Annotated in this window: 17 protein-coding genes; 14 read left to right on the top strand and 3 right to left on the bottom strand. The window is 72.8% G+C overall.

Going from position 1 to position 20493, the window contains the following annotated elements; genetic code table 11:
* Nucleotide 1: 1 nt before the first annotated feature.
* A complete protein-coding gene (locus ACFV2X_RS17295) occupies nt 2-217 on the top strand; it encodes a proteinase inhibitor I78 (RefSeq protein ID WP_385616991.1) in 216 nt (71 codons plus the stop codon).
* A gap of 182 nt (nt 218-399) precedes the next feature.
* Here ACFV2X_RS17295 and ACFV2X_RS17290 read toward each other — a convergent pair whose 3' ends face one another.
* Entirely contained in the window at nt 400-1440 is a 1041-nt protein-coding gene (locus ACFV2X_RS17290) for a phosphatase PAP2 family protein (RefSeq protein WP_385616989.1), read from the bottom strand.
* A gap of 275 nt (nt 1441-1715) precedes the next feature.
* Nucleotides 1716-2918, bottom strand: a complete 1203-nt coding sequence (locus ACFV2X_RS17285; protein WP_385616987.1) for a mannosyltransferase family protein — start codon at nt 2916-2918, stop codon at nt 1716-1718.
* 327 nt (nt 2919-3245) lie between these two features.
* Between ACFV2X_RS17285 and ACFV2X_RS17280 the strand changes: the two genes are divergently transcribed.
* Together ACFV2X_RS17280 and ACFV2X_RS17275 are read left to right on the top strand one after the other, a co-directional pair.
* Nucleotides 3246-5084: an MFS transporter gene (locus ACFV2X_RS17280; protein ID WP_385616986.1), complete on the top strand. Its 1839-nt coding sequence runs from the start codon at nt 3246-3248 to the stop codon at nt 5082-5084.
* Nucleotides 5085-5275: 191 nt separating this feature from the next.
* Nucleotides 5276-6472, top strand: coding sequence for an acyl-CoA dehydrogenase family protein (locus tag ACFV2X_RS17275; RefSeq protein WP_385616984.1), 1197 nt, complete (start codon nt 5276-5278; stop codon nt 6470-6472).
* 24 nt (nt 6473-6496) lie between these two features.
* On the opposite strand, the gene ACFV2X_RS17270 is transcribed toward ACFV2X_RS17275, so the two are convergent.
* Nucleotides 6497-6928 (bottom strand): cell division protein SepF, encoded by a 432-nt coding sequence (locus ACFV2X_RS17270; RefSeq protein ID WP_319697288.1) that lies wholly within the window; start codon nt 6926-6928, stop codon nt 6497-6499.
* A gap of 237 nt (nt 6929-7165) precedes the next feature.
* Here ACFV2X_RS17270 and ACFV2X_RS17265 point away from each other — a divergent pair, with 237 nt between their 5' ends.
* The 11 genes from ACFV2X_RS17265 to ACFV2X_RS17215 all read left to right on the top strand — a co-directional run bounded on the left by ACFV2X_RS17265 (nt 7166) and on the right by ACFV2X_RS17215 (nt 20401).
* On the top strand, nt 7166-8386 hold the full coding sequence (locus ACFV2X_RS17265; protein WP_385616982.1) for a DUF5685 family protein: 1221 nt from the start codon (nt 7166-7168) through the stop codon (nt 8384-8386).
* A gap of 442 nt (nt 8387-8828) precedes the next feature.
* Nucleotides 8829-10859, top strand: coding sequence for an FAD/NAD(P)-binding protein (locus ACFV2X_RS17260; RefSeq protein WP_385616980.1), 2031 nt, complete (start codon nt 8829-8831; stop codon nt 10857-10859).
* Nucleotides 10860-10892: 33 nt separating this feature from the next.
* Nucleotides 10893-12050 (top strand): LLM class flavin-dependent oxidoreductase, encoded by a 1158-nt coding sequence (locus ACFV2X_RS17255; RefSeq protein WP_385616978.1) that lies wholly within the window; start codon nt 10893-10895, stop codon nt 12048-12050.
* Complete coding sequence (locus ACFV2X_RS17250; protein WP_385616976.1) at nt 12047-13369, top strand: NtaA/DmoA family FMN-dependent monooxygenase; 1323 nt, start codon at nt 12047-12049, stop codon at nt 13367-13369. Before ACFV2X_RS17255 ends, ACFV2X_RS17250 begins: the two co-directional genes overlap by 4 nt.
* Nucleotides 13370-13631: 262 nt before the next feature.
* The gene (locus tag ACFV2X_RS17245) at nt 13632-14534 is read left to right on the top strand and encodes a S1 family peptidase (protein ID WP_385616974.1); all 903 of its coding nucleotides are present in this window, start codon (nt 13632-13634) and stop codon (nt 14532-14534) included.
* A gap of 274 nt (nt 14535-14808) precedes the next feature.
* Nucleotides 14809-15771 carry a slipin family protein gene (locus ACFV2X_RS17240; RefSeq protein WP_385616972.1) on the top strand — a complete coding sequence of 321 codons (963 nt, stop codon included), beginning with the start codon at nt 14809-14811 and terminating at the stop codon, nt 15769-15771.
* 179 nt (nt 15772-15950) lie between these two features.
* Nucleotides 15951-16136 (top strand): hypothetical protein, encoded by a 186-nt coding sequence (locus ACFV2X_RS17235; RefSeq protein ID WP_385617038.1) that lies wholly within the window; start codon nt 15951-15953, stop codon nt 16134-16136.
* Nucleotides 16133-16987, top strand: a complete 855-nt coding sequence (locus ACFV2X_RS17230; RefSeq protein ID WP_385616970.1) for a hypothetical protein — start codon at nt 16133-16135, stop codon at nt 16985-16987. The genes ACFV2X_RS17235 and ACFV2X_RS17230 overlap by 4 nt, the downstream gene beginning before the upstream one ends.
* A 28-nt stretch (nt 16988-17015) precedes the next feature.
* Nucleotides 17016-17954: a DUF6895 family protein gene (locus ACFV2X_RS17225; protein WP_385616968.1), complete on the top strand. Its 939-nt coding sequence runs from the start codon at nt 17016-17018 to the stop codon at nt 17952-17954.
* On the top strand, nt 17951-19078 hold the full coding sequence (locus ACFV2X_RS17220; RefSeq protein WP_385616966.1) for a serine hydrolase domain-containing protein: 1128 nt from the start codon (nt 17951-17953) through the stop codon (nt 19076-19078). Before ACFV2X_RS17225 ends, ACFV2X_RS17220 begins: the two co-directional genes overlap by 4 nt.
* 249 nt (nt 19079-19327) lie before the next feature.
* A complete protein-coding gene (locus tag ACFV2X_RS17215) occupies nt 19328-20401 on the top strand; it encodes a S1 family peptidase (protein WP_385616964.1) in 1074 nt (357 codons plus the stop codon).
* The last annotated feature ends 92 nt before the right edge of the window (nt 20402-20493 follow it).

Raw genomic sequence — 20493 nt, 5'->3', positions numbered from 1 at the left:
TATGGCACCTGTACCGACGCCCTCCGCCGAACCCGACGACGATCTCGACAGCTATGTGGGCCTCGACGCCCGGACCGCCCAGGAGCGCGCTCGTGAGCGGGGCTGGAGCACCGTGCGCACACTTCCAACGGGCGCGATCATCACCATGGAGTATCTGCGGGGGAGGATCAACTTCGAGGTGGCCGACGACGCCGTGAAGCGCTGCTGGAAGGGGTGACGGCAGGGCGCACCCGCCGAGGCGGCCGAGCCGGTCGAGGCGGCTGATACGGCGACGGCCCCGGACGCTCGGCAGGAGCGTCCGGGGCCGTGGTGCGTTCGGCTCAGCGCGATCGGTGGGCGGCGGGGCTGGGGGAGAGGCGTGCGTACCGTCCCCGCGGGCCCAGCGGCCGTACCGGCGGATCAGCCGCCGGTGCTGGCCGCGCGCCCGCGGCCCGCGGTCGGGCCCAGCGGCGCCGTGGCGCGCGGCACCCGGTCGGCGTGCGGCGGGCGGCGGCTGCCGCCCGGGGCGCCGGCCCGCTCGGTGCGGATCGGATGCGGGCGCAGCGGGTGGTGCGGCCGGGCCTCGGACATGTGCGCCGCGACACCGCTCGGCCGGCCGCCGACACCCACCGTCTCGCGGGCCGGCAGCTCGTCGTCGTGCGCCGTACGCGGGGTGGCCAGGGCCGAACCGGCCACCGGCCGCGACAGCGGCCGCGGCGCCGACGCCCGGTCCCGGTACTCGAGCACCTTGCGGTACATGGCGCGCAGCAGCACCTCGGCGCGCGCCATCGCCGGCTCCAGCCACGGCAGCGCCAGCAGCACCAGCACCCCGGCCGCCCAGCCGAGCACCACATCGCTGACCCAGTGGGTGCCGAGGTAGACGGTGGTCATGCCGACGCCGAACGCGAAGATCGCCGCGATGACCGACGCGATCCTGCGGGCGTGCGGAGTGGTCGCCAGATAGGCCAGCACACCCCAGGTGACCACCGCGTTCGCGGTGTGACCCGAAGGAAATATATCGCCGTTGCCCCACATCTCATTGGAGCCGACGCTGGTCGCGTAGTGCGGACCGAGCCTGCCGAGGCCGAGCTTGACGGACCCGACGGTGATGTTGAGCAGCAGCAGGGAGGTCCCCAGCACGATCAGCGGGCGCAGGGTGCGCTGCTGGTAGCAGCACCAGCCGATCCAGGCGGTCACCGCCACCGCGGTGGGGCCGCGCTGGCCCATGACCACGAAGTAGTCCAGGAAGGTGTGGATCTCCGGCCAGTGCTTGTACGGCCGGAACAGCATGACCTGCCAGTCGAGCCGCACCAGCCACGAGGTGGTGAGCACCCCGATCACCGTCGCCGCGTACACAGCGACGGTGGACCCGAGCAGCCAGCGGCGTGTTCGGGTCATGCGCGGTCGCGCCGGATCGGTCGGGCGCCCCTTCACCTGAGGGAGCTTGTCATCGGTACGCACTCAATCGACGTTACATTGCGTGACAGGCCGCTTCGGTCGATCACGTCGCTTTGTGATGACGATGTGATGTGGAGTGTGTCTCGCCCGGGGTTTTTGAACTCGCCATTCGGGCCGAAATCCCCGGGTGGTCGCGGCTTTTCCGGGAGCCGCGTTCCCGAAGTGGCTCCCCGACTTCTTTATGGAATTCTTACAGGGTCGTTTATCGGCGATTAGCCGGGGTGTTCCTTGGAGTTTCCCCAGCCGTCGCCCGGCCGCCGGGCCGCCCCGCCGCCCCCTCACGGCGGCCCCGTCCCGTTCAGCCAGAAGGCCCCGTACGCCGCCGAGGCGAGCCCCACCGACCCCAGGATCAGCGCGGCCCTGGCCGTACGCAGGCGTGCGAGGGCGGCCGCGAGCGGCAGCAGGATCGGGAAGGCGGGGAGCAGCAGCCGCGGCTTGGAGCCGAAGTAGCCCTTCGCGGTCAGCGCGAGGGTCAGCACCACCCCGGCGTACACCAGCAGCGGCAGCGGGTCGCGCCGCCGTACGCACCGGATGAACACCCAGATCAGCAGGGCCACGCCGATCAGCATCGCCAGCCCGGCCGCGAAGCCCGGCCCCGCCAGCAGGTCCCATGTGAAGCGCGCGAAGGCCACACCGCCGTCGAATCCGTTCCGCCAGCCGCCCTGGACGTCGAGATAGCCGGTGACGCTGCCGGTCCGCACCCCCACCCACACCACATAGCCCAGCCAGCCGAGCGGTGCGAGGGCCACGCCGAGCAGCACCCGCCGGTGCTCGCGCCCTACGAGGCGCCGCCAGGCGAGCCGCCACCGCCCGGCGGGCAGCAGGGCCGCGGCCGCCGTGATCCACACCGCCGCGATCACCGCCGCCCCCACCGGCCGGGTCAGCCCGGCCAGTGCCGCCAGTGACCCGGCCCATACCCACCGCCCGGTGAGCAGCGCGTACACCGCCCAGGCGGCCAGCGCGGTGAACAGCGATTCGGAGTACGCCATCGACTGCACGATGCTGACGGGCAGCACTGCCCACAGCACCACCAGCGCCGTGCCCACGCGCCGCCCGCGCAGCCGGTCGCCGATCGCGAAGATCCCCCACGCGGCGAACAGCGACGCGAGCCAGCTCACCGCCAGGCCCGCGGCGGCGGCGTCCAGCGGGGTCAGGGCCGAGATCAGCCGCTCCAGCCAGGGCAGCAGCGGGAAGAAGGCCAGGTCGGAGTGGACCGAGCCGTCGGGCAGCCGGAGCGTGTAGCCGTAGCCCTCCTCGGCGATGCGCGAGTACCAGACGGCGTCCCAGCGCCCGGAGAGCAGCGTGTGCCAGCTCTTGCCCGTCGCCGACGACCAGATCGCGAGAACCAGGACGCCCAGCAGCCGCGTCCCCGTATACGCCAGCAGCGCCGGAGCGGCCCGGCGCAGCGTGGTGGGAACCGCACGGCCCGTCCGGTCGTCGTGTTTTCCGGCCGGGGGGTCGGTTTGGGCGAGTCCGGTCACGGACCCGATTATCCAGGCGCCCAGCCATGCGACCTGGTCGGCCGACCGGGGCCGAAGGGGCGGTGCGGCGGGGGACGAGGTGTGGGGGCGAGACGGTGGGGACGGGGCTCGGGGGAAAAACGGGAGGGACAAATGGGGGACACCGGAACGTACGCCTTCGTTCACCCCTGCGACGTGGGTCTCAACATGGGATGGGCCACACGACCCGCGTGACGACTCGCGTACGCTGACCATTCACTCGCCCTCGCCGCCGGGTCGCCGGACGTCCTCAGCCTGCGACGTCCCGCTCCCGTGGGGCCGCGAGCGCACGACAGGGAGGTGCGGTTTATGTCCGGGACGACCACGGCCGGCAAACGACGGACGACGGGCGTTCCCCGGCAGTGGCGCGGCACCGACGCGGACGGCGGAGCCCACCGCTGGATCGTGCTCCTCGTGCTCTGCGTCAGCCTGCTGCTGGTCGCCGTCGACGCGACCGTGCTGCATGTCGCGGTGCCCGCCGTCACCGAGGACCTGCGGCCGGGCTCGATCGAGCTGCTGTGGATCGTCGACGCGTACCCGCTGGTCTGCGCCTCCCTGCTGATCCTGTTCGGCACGCTCGGCGACCGGGTCGGCCGCCGCCGGGTGCTGCTGCTCGGCTACGCCCTCTTCGGCGCGGCCTCCGCCCTCGCCGCCGAGGCCGGCAACCCGAAGGTCCTCATCGTGGCCCGCGCCCTGCTGGGCGTCGGTGGCGCGATGATCATGCCCGCGACGCTGTCGATCCTGCGCCAGGTCTTCCCGGATCGCCGCGAGCGCGCCCTGGCCATCGGCGTCTGGAGCGCGGTGGCCGCCGTGGGCGCGGCCGTCGGGCCGCTGCTCGGGGGCTTCCTGCTGGAGCACTTCTGGTGGGGCTCGGTCTTCCTCATCAACATCCCGCTGATGGCGGTCGCCCTGCCCGTCGGCCGCTGGCTGCTGCCGGAGTCCACCGGCGACCGCGACGGCCCCTGGGACGTGCTGGGCGCGATCATGGCCGCCTGCGGGCTGTTCTGTGTGGTCTTCGGCGTCAAGCGGGTGGGCAGCGGCGCGGCCCTGCTGGATCCCCTCACCGCCGCGCCGACGCTGTTCGGCGTGGTCCTGCTGGTGCTCTTCGTACGCCGGCAGCGCCGCCGCAAGCATCCGCTGGTCGATCTGCGGCTGTTCACCCGGCCCGCGTTCTCCATCTCCGTCGGCTGTATCGTGCTCGCCCTGCTGGCGCTCGTCGGCCTGGAGCTCATAGCCGCCCAGTATCTGCAGCTCGTCCTCGGCCTCACGCCGCTCGAGACGGGCATGCGGCTGTTGCCGCTCACCCTCGCCGCCATGGCCGCCGGGCTCGCCGGGTCCCGGATGCTGCAGCGGCTCGGCCCCCGCACCATGGTCGCCTTCGGCTTCTCGCTCACCGCGGCGGCCGTCCTTTCGCTGGTCGTCATGGGCCAGGCCGACCGGCCGGCGGTCCTGGTCGGCGCCTTCCTCTTCCTCGGCTTCGGCCTGGAGACCACGCTCTTCGGCGCGTACGAATCGATGCTCAACGAGGCGTCGGTCAAGTCCGCGGGCGGCGCGGCCGCGATCGGCGAGACCTCGTACCAACTCGGCGCCGGTATCGGCATCGCCCTCCTGGGCAGCGTCATGAACGCCACCTACGCGCCCGGCGTCTCCCACGCCGCGGGCGTCCCGGAGTCCGCGAGCGAGGCCGCGAGCGCGTCGCTCGGCGCGGCCTACAAGGTCTCCGACCGGCTCGGCGGCAAGGAGGGCGAGTCGCTGCGCGCGGTGGCGCGCGAGTCCTTCGTCCACGGTCTGCATGTCACGCTGGTGGTCAGCGCCGGTCTGCTGCTGGTGGGGGCGCTGGCGGCGCTGCGGCTGCCGAAGTCGATGGAGTGCGCGCCCGACGAGGACGGGGCGGACGCCGGGCACGGGGCGGACGCCGGGCACGGGGCGGACGCCGGACGCGGGGCGGACGCCGGACGCGGTACCGATGCCGGGCATACGGCGAATCCCGGCACCGGGCATGACCTGGAGCCGGCCCCGGCCCCGGACACAGCCCACGACGCGGCGCAGGACACGGGCACCGCGCGGGTGCCCCGCCCGAACCGCCCCGACCGCGTCGGCCCCGACCGCGCCGACCGTGCGGCGGTCGGCGCGGAGACCTCCGGCTGACGGCGGTTCCCTCCGGCCGCCGCATCCGCGCCGCCGGGCGGCCGGGCGCGGTCTGGACGCCGGGGATTACCCGGCCGTAGCGTCGGATCCGACCGGAACGATCACCCCGGCGGCACCGAGACCGCACCCCGACGCAGCTCAACGACCCCAACGCAGCCGACCCGAACCGCACCGGAACCGGAGGCCGAACCATGTCCGAGGGCGCCACCCGCAGCCTGCCGCCGTTCGACCCCGCCGACCCGCTCGGGATCGACGACCTGCTCGCCCCGGACGACCTCGCCGTCCGCACCACCGTCCGCCAGTGGGCCGCCACCCGCGTCCTGCCGCAGATCGCCGACTGGTACGAGCGCGGCGAACTGCCCGGCATCCGGGAGCTGGCCCGCGAGCTCGGCTCCCTCGGGGCGCTCGGCATGTCGCTGACGGGATACGGCTGTACGGGCGCGAGCGCCGTCCAGTACGGGCTGGCCTGCCTGGAGCTGGAGGCCGCCGACTCGGGGATCCGCTCCCTGGTGTCCGTACAGGGCTCCCTCGCCATGTACGCCATCCACCGCTTCGGCTCGGAGGAGCAGAAGGAGCGGTGGCTGCCCCCGATGGCCGCGGGCGAGACCATCGGCTGCTTCGGGCTGACCGAGCCCGACCACGGCTCGGACCCGGCCGGGATGCGCACCTACGCCAAGCGGGACGGCTCCGACTGGGTGCTCACCGGCCGCAAGATGTGGATCACCAACGGCTCGGTGGCCGGGGTCGCCGTGGTCTGGGCACGTACGGACGAGGGGATCCGGGGATTCGTCGTGCCGACGGACACCCCCGGCTTCTCGGCCCCTGAGATCCGGCACAAGTGGTCGCTGCGCGCCTCGGTGACCAGCGAGCTGGTGATGGACGAGGTGCGGCTGCCCGCCGACGCCGTGCTGCCGGAGGTCACCGGGTTGCGCGGCCCGCTCAGCTGTCTGAGCCACGCCCGCTACGGCATCGTCTGGGGATCGATGGGCGCGGCCCGGGCGTGTTTCGAGGCGGCGCTGGAGTACGCGGGATCCCGCGAGCAGTTCGGCCGGCCCATCGGCGGCTTCCAGCTCACCCAGGCCAAGCTCGCCGATATGGCGGTCGAACTGCACAAGGGGGTGCTGCTGGCCCATCACCTGGGAATGCGTATGGACGCCGGAACGCTCCGCCCCGAGCAGGTCAGCTTCGGCAAGCTCAACAATGTGCGGGAGGCGATCGAGATCTGCCGCACGGCCCGGACGATCCTGGGCGCCAACGGGATCTCCTTGGAGTACCCGGTGATGCGGCACGCGACGAATCTGGAATCGGTGCTCACCTATGAGGGCACCGTCGAAATGCACCAACTGGTGCTCGGCAAGGCGCTCACCGGACTGGACGCGTTCCGCTGAGCGCGGTCCGGTGAGCGGCCTTGCCTAGCTCTGGTTGAAGAAGCCGGTGGCGTGGTGTCTGTTGGCGCTGAGGACTTCGTAGTCCGGCGGCGTCAGAAGGAAGACGCGGTTGGCCACGCGGTCGATCGAGCCGCGCAGCCCGAAGATCAGCCCGGCCGCGAAGTCGACGACGCGCTTGGCGTCGGCGGGCTCCATGGTCGTCAGATTGACGATGACCGGCACGCCCTCCCGGAACATCTCGCCGATGCCGCGCGCGTCCCGGAAGCTCTCGGGGGTGACCGTGGCGATACGGGTGCCCTCGTCCCGCGCGGCCTGGTCGGCCACCCGCACCCGCGGGTCGGTCACCCAGGCGTCGCCGGGCTCGGGTCCCTCGGCGTAGTCGTCGTCGTAGTAGCGCTCGTCATCGCTGTCGTCGACGAGGCCAAGCCAAGCACTCGCCTTGCGCACCGATCCCATGGACGCCTCCTTTCACTGCCGCTCTCTGTACTGCACCTGCCCCCTCTATCGTCGTCCATGATGCAGAAGGTGTGCCACGTGGATTGCGGCCGCACAGGGGATTCGTGACGGTACTGGTGCACAACGTATGGCGACGAATCAGAGTTCCTCCTGCTAGCAGGCCCTGACGAGGCGATGGGTAGACTCCGCCGGGCCGGACGGGTGACGCCGGGGACGTATGGGTGAACGGGGAGAAAGTTGTTTGGCATTATCCGCCCTTGTCGGCATCGGCTGTCGGAAAACCTGCGCACCGAGTGGATGGCGCATCTGTGCGGGTTGTGCCTCGCGTTGCGCGGAGCCCGTGGCCAGTTCGCGCGGGTCGCCACCAATTACGACGGACTGGTCGTGTCGGTGCTCGTGGAGGCCCAGTCGCGGCGTACGGAGGGATGGCGGCGCACCGCCGGGCCCTGTCCGCTGCGCGGAATGCGGAGCGCGTCGGTCGCCCAGGGCGAGGGCGCGCGGCTGGCGGCCACCGTTTCCCTCGTGCTGGCCTCGGCGAAGATACGCGACCATGTGGCCGACGGGGACGGGGCGTTGGCGCGCCGGCCGGTCGCCGTGGCCGCCCGCCGGGTCGCCGCCGGATGGGACCGGGCGGGCGCCCGCAGCGGTGCGGAGCTCGGCTTCGACACGGCCGTGCTGCTGGACGCGGTCGGCCGTCAGGAGGGGATAGAGCGGGCGGCGGGCCTCGGCACCCCGCTGCTGACCGTCACCGAGCCGACCGAGACCGCGACCGCCGCGGCCTTCGGACACACCGCGATACTGGCCGAGCGGCCCGGCAACCGGGCGCCGCTGGAGGAGGCGGGGCGGCTGTTCGGCCGGCTCGCGCATCTGCTGGACGCGGTGGAGGACCTGGCCGAGGACACCGCGGCCGGGGCCTGGAACCCGATCACGGCCACCGGTACGGACCTGGCCGAGGTGCGCAGGCTGTGCGACGACGCGGTGCACGGGGTGCGTCTCGCGCTGCGCGAGGCGGAGTTCGAGAACGGCAAGCTCGCCCATGTGCTGCTGGCGCATGAGCTGCGGCGCGCGGTGGACCGGGCGTTCGGCACCACGTCCTGCTCGCACGGGCCTTCTGCCGCGCATGCCCCGCACGCCGCGCAGGGTGCGCCGCCGCCGCAGTCGCCCTGGATCAACAACCCGTACGGGCCCGGTCCGGGCGGCCCCGGGGGCGTCCCGCCCGAGCCGCCGAACCGCAGGCGGCGCGGGCTGATAGCCGGTTGCGCGGTGTGGACCGGGCTCTTCTGCACCTGTCAGGTGTGCTGCAAGAACCCGTACGACGACCCGTGGACCGGTGAGCCGCGCGAGGGCTGGTGCCATAAGTGCGATGACTGCAGCGACTGCTGTGACTGCTGTGACTGTGGCGATTGTTGTGGTAACTGCTGTAGCTGCGACTGCTGTGACTGCAGCTGTGATTGCTAGGCGGGCTGAAAAGCGCGAGGGGAGGGGAAGCGCTGAAGCGTGGGTGAAGGCGCGCGTACTGGGTGAACTGGGGGAATGGGTAAGGCGGGCGCCGAACCCGGACAGCGGGCGGCGGGCAGCCGGAGCAGATGAGAACGCCTCGGGACGCCAGAGCGGCGGAGGCGGCGGTCAGCCCGTACAGGAACCCGAACAGGACGCGGACCACACCCGACCGAAGTCGATGTGTCCGCGCGTGATCAGTCGCTGACGTGGCTGCATGGCCCAAGTGGAACAGCCTTGCGGTTCCGCGTCAACTGGCCATGAGACGCGCCGCCCACAGTTCGGACAACCTTGACAACGGGACGTGGGGACGGCTTAGCCTCGGCAACAGGCCGTGCTGAGGGGCGCGGCCGGGTGTGAAGGCCACTGGCGTGTTCGGTGACGAACCGACGGAGCCTTCCGCATGTCCGTGCGACCGGACCTTCCCTCCCGCCCCCCCGCCCTTGTGATCGTCGGTGCGGGCCCCCGCGGCACCGGCCTCGTGGAGCGCATCGCCGCCAACGCCCCCGAGCTGTACGGCGAGGCCGCCCCTCTCGACCTGCACCTGATCGATCCGCATCCGCCCGGCGGCGGCCGGATCTGGCGCCCGGACCAGTCGCCGCTGCTGTGGATGAACTCTATGGCCGAGGACGTCACCGTGTTCTCGGACGAGACCGTCGAGCAGGACGGCCCGGTCCGCCCCGGACCCTCTCTCGCCGAGTGGGCTGAGCGCGCCCGCGCCGGGGCGCTCCCCGACGGCCCCGCGCCCGGGTTTCCCCCCGAGTTTTCGCCTGACCACCCCGAGTTTTCGCCTGACCTTTCCCCCGAACTCGCCGCCGAAGCCGCCGCGCTGACCGGCCGTGGCTTCGCCAGCAGACGGCTGCAGAGCGCGTATCTGGCCTGGGTGCACCAGCGCGCGGTGGCCGCCCTGCCGCCCGCCGTCACGGTCCACCGGCACCCCTGCCGCGCCGTACGGATCACCGGCCCGCGCGACGGGGTGCAGCAGGTGTGGCTGGAGGGGCGGGCCACCCCGCTGGCCGCCGACGCCGTCGTGCTCGCCCTCGGCCACCTCGACGCCGAACCCGACCAAGAGCAGCGGGCGCTGGCCGCCTTCGCCGCCGAACACGGACTCGTCCATCTGCCGCCGGAGTTCACCGCCGACAGCGACCTGAGCCGACTGCGCCCCGGCGAGCCGGTGATCGTGCGCGGCTTCGGGCTCGCCTTCGTGGACCTGATGGTTCTGCTCACCGAGGGGCGCGGCGGACGCTACGACGAGGGGGGCGACGGCGCCGGGGAGCTGACGTACCGGCCCTCCGGCCGCGAGCCGGTGCTCCACGTCGGCTCGCGGCGCGGCGTCCCGTACCGCGCCAAGATCGGCTACGGATGGCGGGGCGAACGCCCACCGCTGCCCCGGTTCTTCGGACCGGCCCAGGTCGAGGAGTTGCTGCGGCGCCCCGGCCGGCCCGACTACCGCCGCGACATCTGGCCGCTGATCGCCAAGGAGCTCGGCTTCGCCCACTACCACCGGCTGTTCACGGCCCATGCCGACCGTACGGCGATGCCCTGGCCGGACTTCGAGGAGCGCTACGCCGTCTGCCCGCCCGGCGGCCCCGGACTGCGCGCCCTGGTCGCGGCCGCCGTCCCGGACCCGGCGGACCGGCTCGACCTCGACGCCCTCGACCGGCCCCTGGCCGGGCGGCGGTTCGCGAGCCACGAGGCGCTGGAGCAGGGCCTGCGCGCGCATATCGAGGCCGATCTCGCCCGCCGCCACGACCCCGGCCACAGCCCCGACCTCGCGGTCTTCCTCGCCCTGCTGTCCGTATACGGCCAGCTGACGCGGCTCGGCGACATCGGCGGCCAGTGGCACGGCTTCTTCAGCTACCTCGCCTCCGGCCCGCCCGGCCCCCGGCTGCGCCAACTGCTCGCGCTCTCCCGCGCCGGCGTGGTGCGCTTCCTCGGCCCGGAGCTGCGGGTGGTCGCCGATCCGCTGCGCAAGGTCTTCCGGGCGAGCGGCGCCGGGGTGGCGGGCCCGGCGGTGGAGGCCCGTGCGCTGGTCGAGGCCCGGCTGCCGGAGCCGACCGTGGCGCACACCCGCGACGCGCTGCTGCGCTCGCTGCACCGGGACGGCGCCGCCGCCACCCCCGCCGGGCTGCTCGCCGTCAGCCCCGACGACGGCCGGATCCTGGACCGGGCCGGCCGCCCCCACCAGCGCCGCTTCGCGCTCGGCCCGCACACCGACGCCCGCGGCTCCGGGGGGTTCGCCCGGCCCCGTACGAACGCGCCCGTCTTCCGGCAGAACGACGCGACGGCGCGCGCCCTGCTGTCGCTGCTCCGTTCCCTGTCCCCGCAGGCTCCGCAGGCTCCGCAGGCTCCGCAGGCTCCGCAGGCCCCGCAGGCTCCGCACGCCTCAGGCGCCCCGCACGCCTCGCTCGCTGTCCGAGCCCAGGCCCGCTGAACCGTCGACCCCTCATCAGGAAGGCCCCTGACCATGGCCGAATCCCAGCCTCCTCCCGCCCCGCACCACCGCGCCCCGCACCCCTACGGGGCCCGCCCCGCGCCCCGGCCCCGACTGCTCCACCTGGCCGCCGCCATCGACGGCACCGGGCAGTACGGGGCGCCGTACTTCGTCGAGCTCGCGCGCCTCGCCGAGCGCGGCATGCTCGACTTCATCACCCTGGACGATTCCCTGGGCCCACCGGGGGAGCGGCAGGGCAGGCTCGACGCGCTCGCGGTGCTCTCGCGCGTGGCGCCCGACACCGGGCGGATCGGCCTGGTGCCGACCGTCACCACCACCCACACCGAGCCGTTCCACCTCTCCTGCGCCGTGGCCACCTTGGACTGGGTCAGCCACGGCCGGGCGGGCTGGCGGGCCGAGGTGTCGCCGGCCGAGGCGGAGGCCCGGCTGATCGGCCGCCGCACCGCCGCCCCCGCCGAGGAGCTGTGGGCGGAGGCCGGGGAGGTCGCGGACGTCGCCGCCCGGCTGTGGGACAGCTGGGAGGACGACGCCGAGATCCGCGATGAGGCCACGGGCCGCTTCGTCGACCGCGACAAACTGCACTATGTCGACTTCGAGTCCGCCCGGTTCAGCGTGCGCGGCCCGTCCATCGTGCCCAGGCCGCCCCAGGGCCACCCGGTCGTCGTGGTCGACGCCACCGACCCGGTCGCCCGGCGGACCGCGGCCCGGCACGCCGATGTGGCGTACGTACGGGCCGCCACGCCCAAGGCGGCCGGCGCGATCCGCGACGAGCTGCGGCGGCGCGCGGTGGCGTACGGCCGCGACGAGGACGCGCTCACCGTGCTCGCCGCCCTCGCGGTCGACCTGTGCGAGGGCGAACCGGCCTCCGAACTCCCGCCGCCCAGCGGCCCGCTGACCGCACGGGCCGACGGACTCCCGCTGTACCGCGGCGGCCCGGTCGACCTCGCGGAGCTGATCGCGCGCTGGCACCGGGCGGGGGCCGTGGACGGCTTCCACATCACGCCCGTCGTACCGCGCCTCGACCTGGAGCGTTTCGTCAACGGCACGGTGGCGCTGCTCCAGCACCGCGGGCTCTTCCGCACCTTCTACCCCGGCACCACACTCCGCGACCACCTGGGCCTGACCCGCCCGGCCAACCGATACGCGCAGCCGAGGGAGATGGTCCGATGAGCGACGGAACGGCGAAGACGATGCACCTGGCCGCGCACTTCCCGGGCGTCAACAACACCACGGTCTGGCAGGACCCGCGGTCCGGGAGCCAGATCGAGTTCTCCTCCTTCGAACACCTCGCGCGCACCGCCGAGCGCGGTCTGTTCGACTTCTTCTTCCTCGCCGAGGGGCTGCGGCTGCGCGAGCACAACGGCCGCATCCACGACCTCGACGTGGTCGGCCGGCCGGAGTCGATCACGGTGCTGAACGCGCTGGCCGCCGTCACCGAGCGGCTGGGCCTGGCCGCCACGGTCAACACGACCTTCAACGAGCCGTACGAACTCGCCCGTCGGCTGGCCTCGCTCGACCACCTCAGCGGCGGCCGCGCGGCCTGGAACGTGGTCACCTCCTCCGACGCCTTCACCGGCGAGAACTTCCGGCGCGGCGGCTATCTCGACCGGGCCGACCGCTACGCCCGGGCCGCGGAGTTCGTCGCCACGGCGCGCGAGCTGTGGGACTCCTGGCCGGACGGCGGCGCCCCTGGCGCCTTCGACCACACCGGGCCGCAGTTCCGGATCTCGGGGCGGTTCGGCGTGCCGCGGAGCCCACAGGGCCACCCCGTGATCATCCAGGCCGGGGACTCCGACGAGGGGCGCGAGTTCGCCGCGTCCGCCGCCGACATCATCTTCACCCGGCACGGCACGCTGGAGTCGGGCCGCGCCTTCTACGCCGACGTCAAGCGGCGGCTGGCCGACTACGGTCGCGATCCGCAGGATCTGAAGATCATGCCCGGGGTGACCTTCGTGCTCGGGGACACCGCGGCCGAGGCGCAGGAGAAGGCCGCCGAGATCCGCCGGCAGCAGGTCTCCCCGCAGACCGCGATCCTCACCCTGGAGCAGATCTGGGGCGTCGACCTGTCCGGCTACGACCCGGACGGGCCGCTTCCGGACATCGACCCGGACCCCGACTCCCAACGGGTCCAGGGCCGGGTGCGGCATGGCGATCCGGGCGCCCTGGCCGCCAAGTGGCGCGCGCTGTCGGAGGAGAAGGGGCTGTCCATCCGGCAGACCGTCATCGAGGCGACCGGACGGCAGTCCTTCATCGGCACACCGGAGGCGGTCGCCGAGGAGATGGCCGCTTTCGTACGGGCCGGGGCCGCCGACGGCTTCATCCTCGTACCGCATCTGACCCCCGGCGGGCTCGACGAGTTCGTCGACCGGGTGGTGCCGCTGCTCCAGGAGCGCGGTGCGTTCCGGACCCGGTACGAGGGGGTAACGCTGCGCGAACATCTCGGTCTTTCACGGCCCCGGGCGAAGTCGTCGGCAGAGGGCGGAACCTGATCCCCCGCCGACTCGTCCAACCAGGTACCCGAGGGGATGGGTGCACAGCCCCGGTGGCCGGAAGCCGCCGGGGCCATGCGACTTGTGCCGACGACTTTTTTAATTGACCTCTTGCGCACCTTGGTTGACTCCACGAATACTTCCGGGAGCGCTTGTCAGGAGCACGTCGGAAACGACCGCGGCGTTCCCGTTCGTGTGCTCATTGACTGCGCCTCACGGGCCTGCCCACCCAAGCGGACCCCCGATTCCCTCGGAGGAAGAGTTGAGGATCAAGCGCAACGCCCCCCACAGCAAGCACGCGAGACGTCTCGCCCTGGTCGCCGCCACCTCGGCGCTGGTGGCCGGGACGGCGCTCGCCGCCCCCGCCTACGCCGGAAACGACGCGACTCCCAAGACCACCGCGGCCGAGGCCAAGGCGGCCGGCAGCGCCGTGCTCGAGGCCGATGTCGCGGGCACCGCCTGGTATGTCGACAAGGCGACCAACACCCTTGTGGTCACCGCCGACAGCACCGTCTCGCAGGCCGAGATCTCCAAGATCAAGAGCACCGCCGGCGCGAACGCCGACGCAATCGAGATCAAGCGCACCCCGGGCAAGATAAACAAGCTGATCTCCGGCGGAGACGCGATCTACGCGAGTAGCTGGCGCTGCTCCCTCGGCTTCAACGTGCGCAACAGCAGTGGTGCCAACTACTTCGTCACCGCCGGTCACTGCACCGACGGCGCGGGCACCTGGTGGAGCAACTCCGGCCACACCACGACCATCGGCCCCACCGCCGGCTCCAGCTTCCCGACCAACGACTACGGTCTGGTCCGGTACAGCGGCTCGGTGACCCCCGCCGGCACCGTCGGCAGCCAGGACATCACCAGCGCCGCCAACCCCACCGTCGGCCAGACGGTCACCCGCCGCGGCTCCACCACCGGCATCCACAGCGGCCGGGTCACCGCGCTGAACGCCACGGTGAACTACGGCGGCGGTGACATCGTCTACGGCATGATCCAGACCACCGTCTGCGCCGAGCCCGGCGACAGCGGCGGCCCGCTGTACGCCGGCACCACCGCCCTCGGCCTCACCTCCGGCGGCAGCGGCAACTGCACCTCCGGCGGTACGACCTTCTTCCAGCCGGTCGTCGAGGCGCTGAACGCGTACGGCGTGAGCGTCTACTGATCCGCCGATCGACCGCTGATCCGCTGATCGACTGCTGATCCGCTGATCCACCCGATCCACGGCCGGTACGGATCCCCACGGTCGTACCGACCCACGGCCGGCTGCCCGGCCGAGCCCCGTGACCCCCGCCCGGTCCTCCGGGCGGGGGTTCCTGTCGTTCCCGGGCGATTTCGGTTGCCGACGCATCCCTCCCCGGCCCGCCGGGGCGGGACTATCGTTGACAACAACGCCCCAAATGGGGCATCGCTCGCGATACGGCAGGCAGGTGGCCGTGATGGTGCAGGAGCTTGTGACAGCAGGCGCGGTCGTGCTCTCGTGCGGGGCCGTCTATGCGATGGCGGCGGCGCGCGTGATCAAGCAGTACGAGCGGGGCGTGGTCCTCCGGCTCGGTCGGCTGCGGTCGGGGATCCGGCCCCCAGGGTTCACGATGATCGCTCCGGGCTTCGACCGGCTCCGCAAGGTGAACATGCAGATCGTGACCATGCCCGTGCCCGCACAGGAGGGCATCACCCGGGACAATGTGACCGTGCGGGTCGACGCGGTCGTCTACTTCAAGGTCGTGGACCCGGCGGACGCGATCATCCAGGTCGAGGACTACCGCTTCGCGGTCTCCCAGATGGCCCAGACCTCGCTGCGCTCGATCATCGGCAAGAGCGACCTGGACGATCTGCTGTCCAACCGCGAGAAGCTGAACCAGGGCCTGGAGCTGATGATCGACAGCCCGGCCGTGGGGTGGGGCGTGCATATCGACCGGGTGGAGATCAAGGACGTCTCGCTGCCGGAGACCATGAAGCGCTCCATGGCCCGCCAGGCCGAGGCCGACCGGGAGCGGCGGGCCCGCGTCATCAACGCGGACGCGGAGCTGCAGGCATCCAAGAAGCTTGCGGAGGCGGCCGCGCAGATGTCCGACACGCCGTCCGCGTTGCAGCTGCGGCTGCTGCAGACCGTGATGGCGGTGGCTGCCGAGAAAAACTCCACGCTGGTGCTGCCCATCCCCGTGGAGCTGCTGCGCTTCCTCGAGAAGGGCCAGGAGGCGCCCCAGCCCGACGGCACCCGCGCCGCCCCGGAGCCCCGGCCCGCGGATCGGCCGACGGATCAGCCCGCGGATCGGCCGGCCGCCGCGGCATCCTCCGGCATGCCCGAACTGGTCGAGCCGACCGAGCCCCGTGCCGAGCCCCGTCCGCGCCGTGAAGTGCGTACGGAGGCGAGCCCCGAGACCGTGACCCGCCGGAGCTGATCCCCGCACCAGAGGCGCAACAGAGCCGGTGGTCCGCATCGACGGACCGCCGGCTCTGCTGTGCGCCGTTATGACTAACGATTTCCCCTTTTGGGCCGTCGTGTCGTGCTTGATGCGTTTTCGTCTAATTTGATAGGGAGGCATCCACGTAATGTTGGCGCTCTTCACCGGGAGTGACGATGCTGGTCGAAAGACAACGGCAAGACGGCCTGACCCTGCACGCGGAGTTGCTGGAGGGGCTGATGGCACGGCCTGAGGCGCCGGTGAGCGGCGCTCCGCTGCACACCCCGGCCGTGGGGCAAATCATCTTTTTGCTGGTCTCCCCGAAAGAGCCCAAGGAGCCGAAGGAGCCTCGGCGCCGGTGATCACCGAGCGGTCACGCGCTGCTGTCAGCGCATCGGCCGAGTTTTTGGCGCGCTGTGCCCTCGATGCCCTGCGGGGCGCCGGGGGCACGGCTGTCGTGGCGGCGCACCTCCGGGCGGCGGATTCTCAGGCGGTGCATCGCGAGCCGTCCGTAGCAGGCGACGGAGGCGGCGAGGGAGGCGGCGCGACGGCGACATCGAGCGCGGCGGTCGCGGTGGGCGCCGTACGGGTTCTGGGGGCCGATGCGCTGGCCCCGTATGTGCTGACCGGCCGGGCCCTGCTGCCGGAGGAGTCGGCCGCCGTACGCCTCAGTCTCTCGGCGCTGCCTCCCGAACACCGCCCGCCCGCCGCGCCACCGGACGGGCGGGAGCGGCCGTGGCTCCGGGCCTGGAACGACTGGGGGCTGGTCGCCGTGGCGGCCCGGCTCGATCCCGACCCGTGGTGTGCCGCGGCGCCGGTGCCGCAGGGGCCGCCGCCGTGTGACGACAGCGCGCCCCGCCACCGCTCGGCCGATGGTGCGGTCGGCGGCGCCGAGGGCTGGGTGCCCTGGTCGCTGCGGATGGGGCAATTGGCGTCGCTGGCGCTGCCCGGTCTGGACGGGCCCGTGCACCAGGCCGCGCGCTCCGGCGTCCTGGCCCTGTCCCGCGGCGCCACCCGCGCGCTGTTGCGGCGGGACTTCGCCACCGCGGCGCGTATCACCCGCTGGCTGGCCTGGCTGGCCGCCGACGGAGTCGCGCTCCCGCTGGATGTGGCCCTGCTGGCCGAGGACATCGCGCTGCGCGGCGGCGACGACCGCTGTCTGCTGGACGCGGCGATCGCCCGCCGGATGCTCGGCCTGGAGGTGCCCTCATGAGCGCCGGGGCTGAGCGGGAGGGAGGGGCATGAGCACGGCCACGGCCCTGGCCGGGGTCGCCCATGGCATCCGTTCCCGCGCTCTGGGCTGGCTGCACACCCACCGCCAACTGGGCGCGCTGGACGGCGGGGACATCACCGGGAACACAGACGGCTACAAGGCACTCGCGGAGACCGGGCTGGCCGCCTCCCTGGTCCTGCGCGACGGCACCGCCGGCAGCCGCGAGGCCACCCTCGCCCGCGAACTGCTGGACTTCAGCTGGGCCCAGCTGAAGGAGGGCGCTCTGCTGTACGAGCGGCTGCTGCGCCACCCCCTGGCCACCGACACCATCGAGGGATACGCCCACTTCGCCCGGGCCGGCTACCGCCACCCCGGCCTGGAGCGGCTGATCCCCCACCACGTCGCGCTGGGCGCCGCCCATGTCGTCGAGCATGTGCCCAACCGCCGGCTCGCCGTCGCCAACGCCCTGCGCATCACCGGCCACGACCGCGGCGCGGGGGCGCCCGACTGGCAGACGCAGACCCGGGCCACCTGGCTCGGCGGCACCCCGGCGCCCTGGTACATCGACTGGATGACCGGGTACGGCGTCACCCACACCGTCTTCCACCTCACCGACTGGGGACGGCAACCGGGCGGACTGCCCGGGGATGTGGCCGGCTACCTCACCCGCTGGCTTCCGGTGTGGACGGACATCTGGACCGAGACCTGCCAGTGGGATCTGGTGGGCGAGTTGCTGCTCGTCGGCAGCTGCCTCCCCGAGCCGTACGGTGAGGTGGACGACTGGCGGCGGCTGGCGGAGCTCCAGCACGCCGACGGCCTGATGCCCCGCGACGACCAGCCCGTCGACGACGACACCGTCACCCGCTTCCACGACCATCAGCACACCACCATCGTGGCCGCCATCGCCGCCTCCGTCGCCTTGGCCCGCGCCCTGGACGCCCCCGGCACGCCTGACGGCACCGTATGACCACCCACACCCCCACCGGAAGCCACGCAGACGGCCCGGCAGACGGCGCGGACCACCTGCTCGCCCCCGCCGTGGTGCGCCGGGCGACCGGCATGCTGCTGTCCGCGGCGCCCGGGGCCAGCGCGATCGCGGTCGGGCTGCACCACGAAGGCCGCCGCGCCCTGGTGGTACGCGGCCATATCGCCCACCACAGCCATGTGCCGGCCGACGCGGACACCCGCTTCGAGGCCGGATCCCTCACCAAGACGTTCACCGCCCTGCTGCTGGCCGAACAGGCGGCCCGCGGCGACCTGGGCCACCACGACCCCCTCGCCCGTCACCTCCCCGCCGCCACCCGCCTGCCCTCGGGCGGCACCGCCATCACCCTGACCCATCTCGCCACCCACACCTCCGGACTGCCGCGCCTCCCGCCCGGACTGCTCCGCTCGGCGGCGCCACTCCTCTTCACCAACCCCTATGCCGCCTTCACCTCCGACGACGTGCTGCGCGCGCTGGCCCGCACCAGGCTGCGGGCCGCCCCGGGCACCCGTGTGCGCTACTCCAACTTCGGCCTCGGCCTGCTGGGCCACGCCCTGACCGGCGCGGCCGACGGCACCCCGTACCCCGCGCTCCTCGACGCCCGCGTGCTGCGGCCGCTCGGGCTGCGGGACACCGGCTGCGCCACCTCGGCGGCCGAAGGGGGCGCGCAGGCCACCGGCTACTGGTACGGCCGAGCCCGGCCCGCTTTCCGTATCCCCGGCCTGCCCGCCGCGGGAGCCCTCCGCACCAGCGCGCGTGATCTGCTCGGCCTCGTCGAGGCCATCCTCGACCCCGCCCCGGATGTCGCCCCGGCCGTCGCCTCGACCGCCGTCCCCGCCGCGCTGCGGACCGCTCTGCGCGATGTCACCCGCCCCCGGGTCCGGCTGCCGAACGGCCGTGGCCTGTCCCTGGTGTGGAACATCCGCCGACGCCCCGACGGCTCGGACCTGTACCACCACTCGGGCGCCACCCGCGGATTCACGGCCTTCGCCGGCTTCAACCCGCGCCATGCAACGGCCCTGGTAGCCCTGGCCAACGCCGCCCCCGGCCCCGGCAACGCCCTTGTCCAAGAGGCGTACAACGCCCTCATCGGTCTGCAGGGGTAAGGCCCTCGGCGGTAGCCCTGCGTCGAACAGCCGTACGCCCGCACGGCTGTGCCCGGCGCGGCGGGGCGCATTTTCGTGATCTTCCGTGCGACGTGTACGCGACCTTGTACGCGCCCCGCGCACCCCGGAATACTCGTCGGCGCAATTTGGCATGGACGCGCCCCCCGCTGGGCAGGTGCGCCTGTGCCAAGAGCCCTCCGGGTCCGACGTACCTCATCGCCGGGCCCAACCCCCCACAGGAGGCTTGAGTTGAAGCACCGACGCATATCCCGGCGACGTATGGCCGTCACCGGCGCCGCCGCCGTGGCCCTGGCCGCGGGGGCCATCTCCCTGCAGACCGCCAACGCGGCCCCCACCCCGCCGCCACCCCCCTCCCTCTCGGCCGCCGAGGCCGGGCAGACGGCGGCCGCCCTGATCGCCGACCTCAAGGACGGCGCGGCCGGGGCGTATTACGACGCCGAGGCCAAGAAGCTGGTGGTCAACGTCCTGGACCAGGCAGCCGCCGACCAGGTGCGCGAGGCCGGGGCCGAGGCCAAGGTGGTCAAGTACTCGCTGGCGCAGCTCGGCGCGGCGCGTGCGGTACTGAAGGACAAGGCGACCATCCCCGGCACCTCGTGGTCGGTCGACCCGAGGACCGACAAGGTCGTCGTCACGGCCGACAGCACGGTCGAGGGAACCCGGCTCGACCGGCTGAACAAGGTGGCCGACGGGCTCGGCGACAAGGTCGAGGTGCGCCGTTCGGCCGGGACGTTCCGTACCTTCATCGCGGGCGGCGACGCCATCTGGGGCCAGGGCGGGCGCTGCTCGCTGGGCTTCAACGTCGTCAAGGGCGGCGAGTCGTACTTCCTGACCGCAGGTCACTGCACCGAGGCGATCAGCAGCTGGTCCGAGTCCCAGGGCGGCCCGGAGATCGGCAAGAACGCGGGCAGCAGCTTCCCCGGCAACGACTACGGGCTGGTCAAGTACACCGGCGACACCGCGCACCCGAGCGAGGTGAACCTCTACGGCGGCACGCAGTCCATCACCAAGGCCGGCGATGCGACGGTCGGCCAGAAGGTGCAGCGCAGCGGCAGCACGACCAAGGTGCACGACGGTGAGGTCACCGGCCTCAACGCGACCGTCAACTACCAGGAGGGCACGGTCGAGGGGCTGATCCAGACCACCGTGTGCGCCGAGCCCGGCGACAGCGGCGGTTCGCTCTTCGCGGACGACACCGCGCTGGGGCTGACCTCGGGCGGCAGCGGCGACTGCTCCTCGGGCGGTGAAACCTTCTTCCAGCCGGTGCCTGAGGCGCTTCAGGCGTACGGCGCCGAGATCGGCTGAGAGGTGACTGGTTGACGCGACTGACCGGCAGGGCCTTGGAGGTCCTGCCGGTCAGTGCGCTCAGTCGCTCAACGCGCTTGGGCACTCAACGA

The organism is Streptomyces sp. NPDC059679 (assembly GCF_042734105.1).
GTDB lineage: Bacteria > Actinomycetota > Actinomycetes > Streptomycetales > Streptomycetaceae > Streptomyces.
The sequence above is the reverse complement of the archived record's forward strand: the minus strand, read 5'-3'. Positions and strand labels throughout refer to the sequence as shown.

What these genes read in the sequence shown, in the direction of transcription:
- ACFV2X_RS17295 (WP_385616991.1), top strand. Translation starts at nt 2, where the DNA reads ATGGCACCTGTACCGACGCCCTCCGCCGAACCCGACGACGATCTCGAC.
- ACFV2X_RS17280 (WP_385616986.1), top strand. Translation starts at nt 3,246, where the DNA reads ATGTCCGGGACGACCACGGCCGGCAAACGACGGACGACGGGCGTTCCC.
- ACFV2X_RS17275 (WP_385616984.1), top strand. Translation starts at nt 5,276, where the DNA reads ATGTCCGAGGGCGCCACCCGCAGCCTGCCGCCGTTCGACCCCGCCGAC.
- ACFV2X_RS17270 (WP_319697288.1), bottom strand. Translation starts at nt 6,928, where the DNA reads ATGGGATCGGTGCGCAAGGCGAGTGCTTGGCTTGGCCTCGTCGACGAC.
- ACFV2X_RS17260 (WP_385616980.1), top strand. Translation starts at nt 8,829, where the DNA reads ATGTCCGTGCGACCGGACCTTCCCTCCCGCCCCCCCGCCCTTGTGATC.
- ACFV2X_RS17255 (WP_385616978.1), top strand. Translation starts at nt 10,893, where the DNA reads ATGGCCGAATCCCAGCCTCCTCCCGCCCCGCACCACCGCGCCCCGCAC.
- ACFV2X_RS17250 (WP_385616976.1), top strand. Translation starts at nt 12,047, where the DNA reads ATGAGCGACGGAACGGCGAAGACGATGCACCTGGCCGCGCACTTCCCG.
- ACFV2X_RS17240 (WP_385616972.1), top strand. Translation starts at nt 14,809, where the DNA reads ATGGTGCAGGAGCTTGTGACAGCAGGCGCGGTCGTGCTCTCGTGCGGG.
- ACFV2X_RS17235 (WP_385617038.1), top strand. Translation starts at nt 15,951, where the DNA reads ATGCTGGTCGAAAGACAACGGCAAGACGGCCTGACCCTGCACGCGGAG.
- ACFV2X_RS17225 (WP_385616968.1), top strand. Translation starts at nt 17,016, where the DNA reads ATGAGCACGGCCACGGCCCTGGCCGGGGTCGCCCATGGCATCCGTTCC.
- ACFV2X_RS17220 (WP_385616966.1), top strand. Translation starts at nt 17,951, where the DNA reads ATGACCACCCACACCCCCACCGGAAGCCACGCAGACGGCCCGGCAGAC.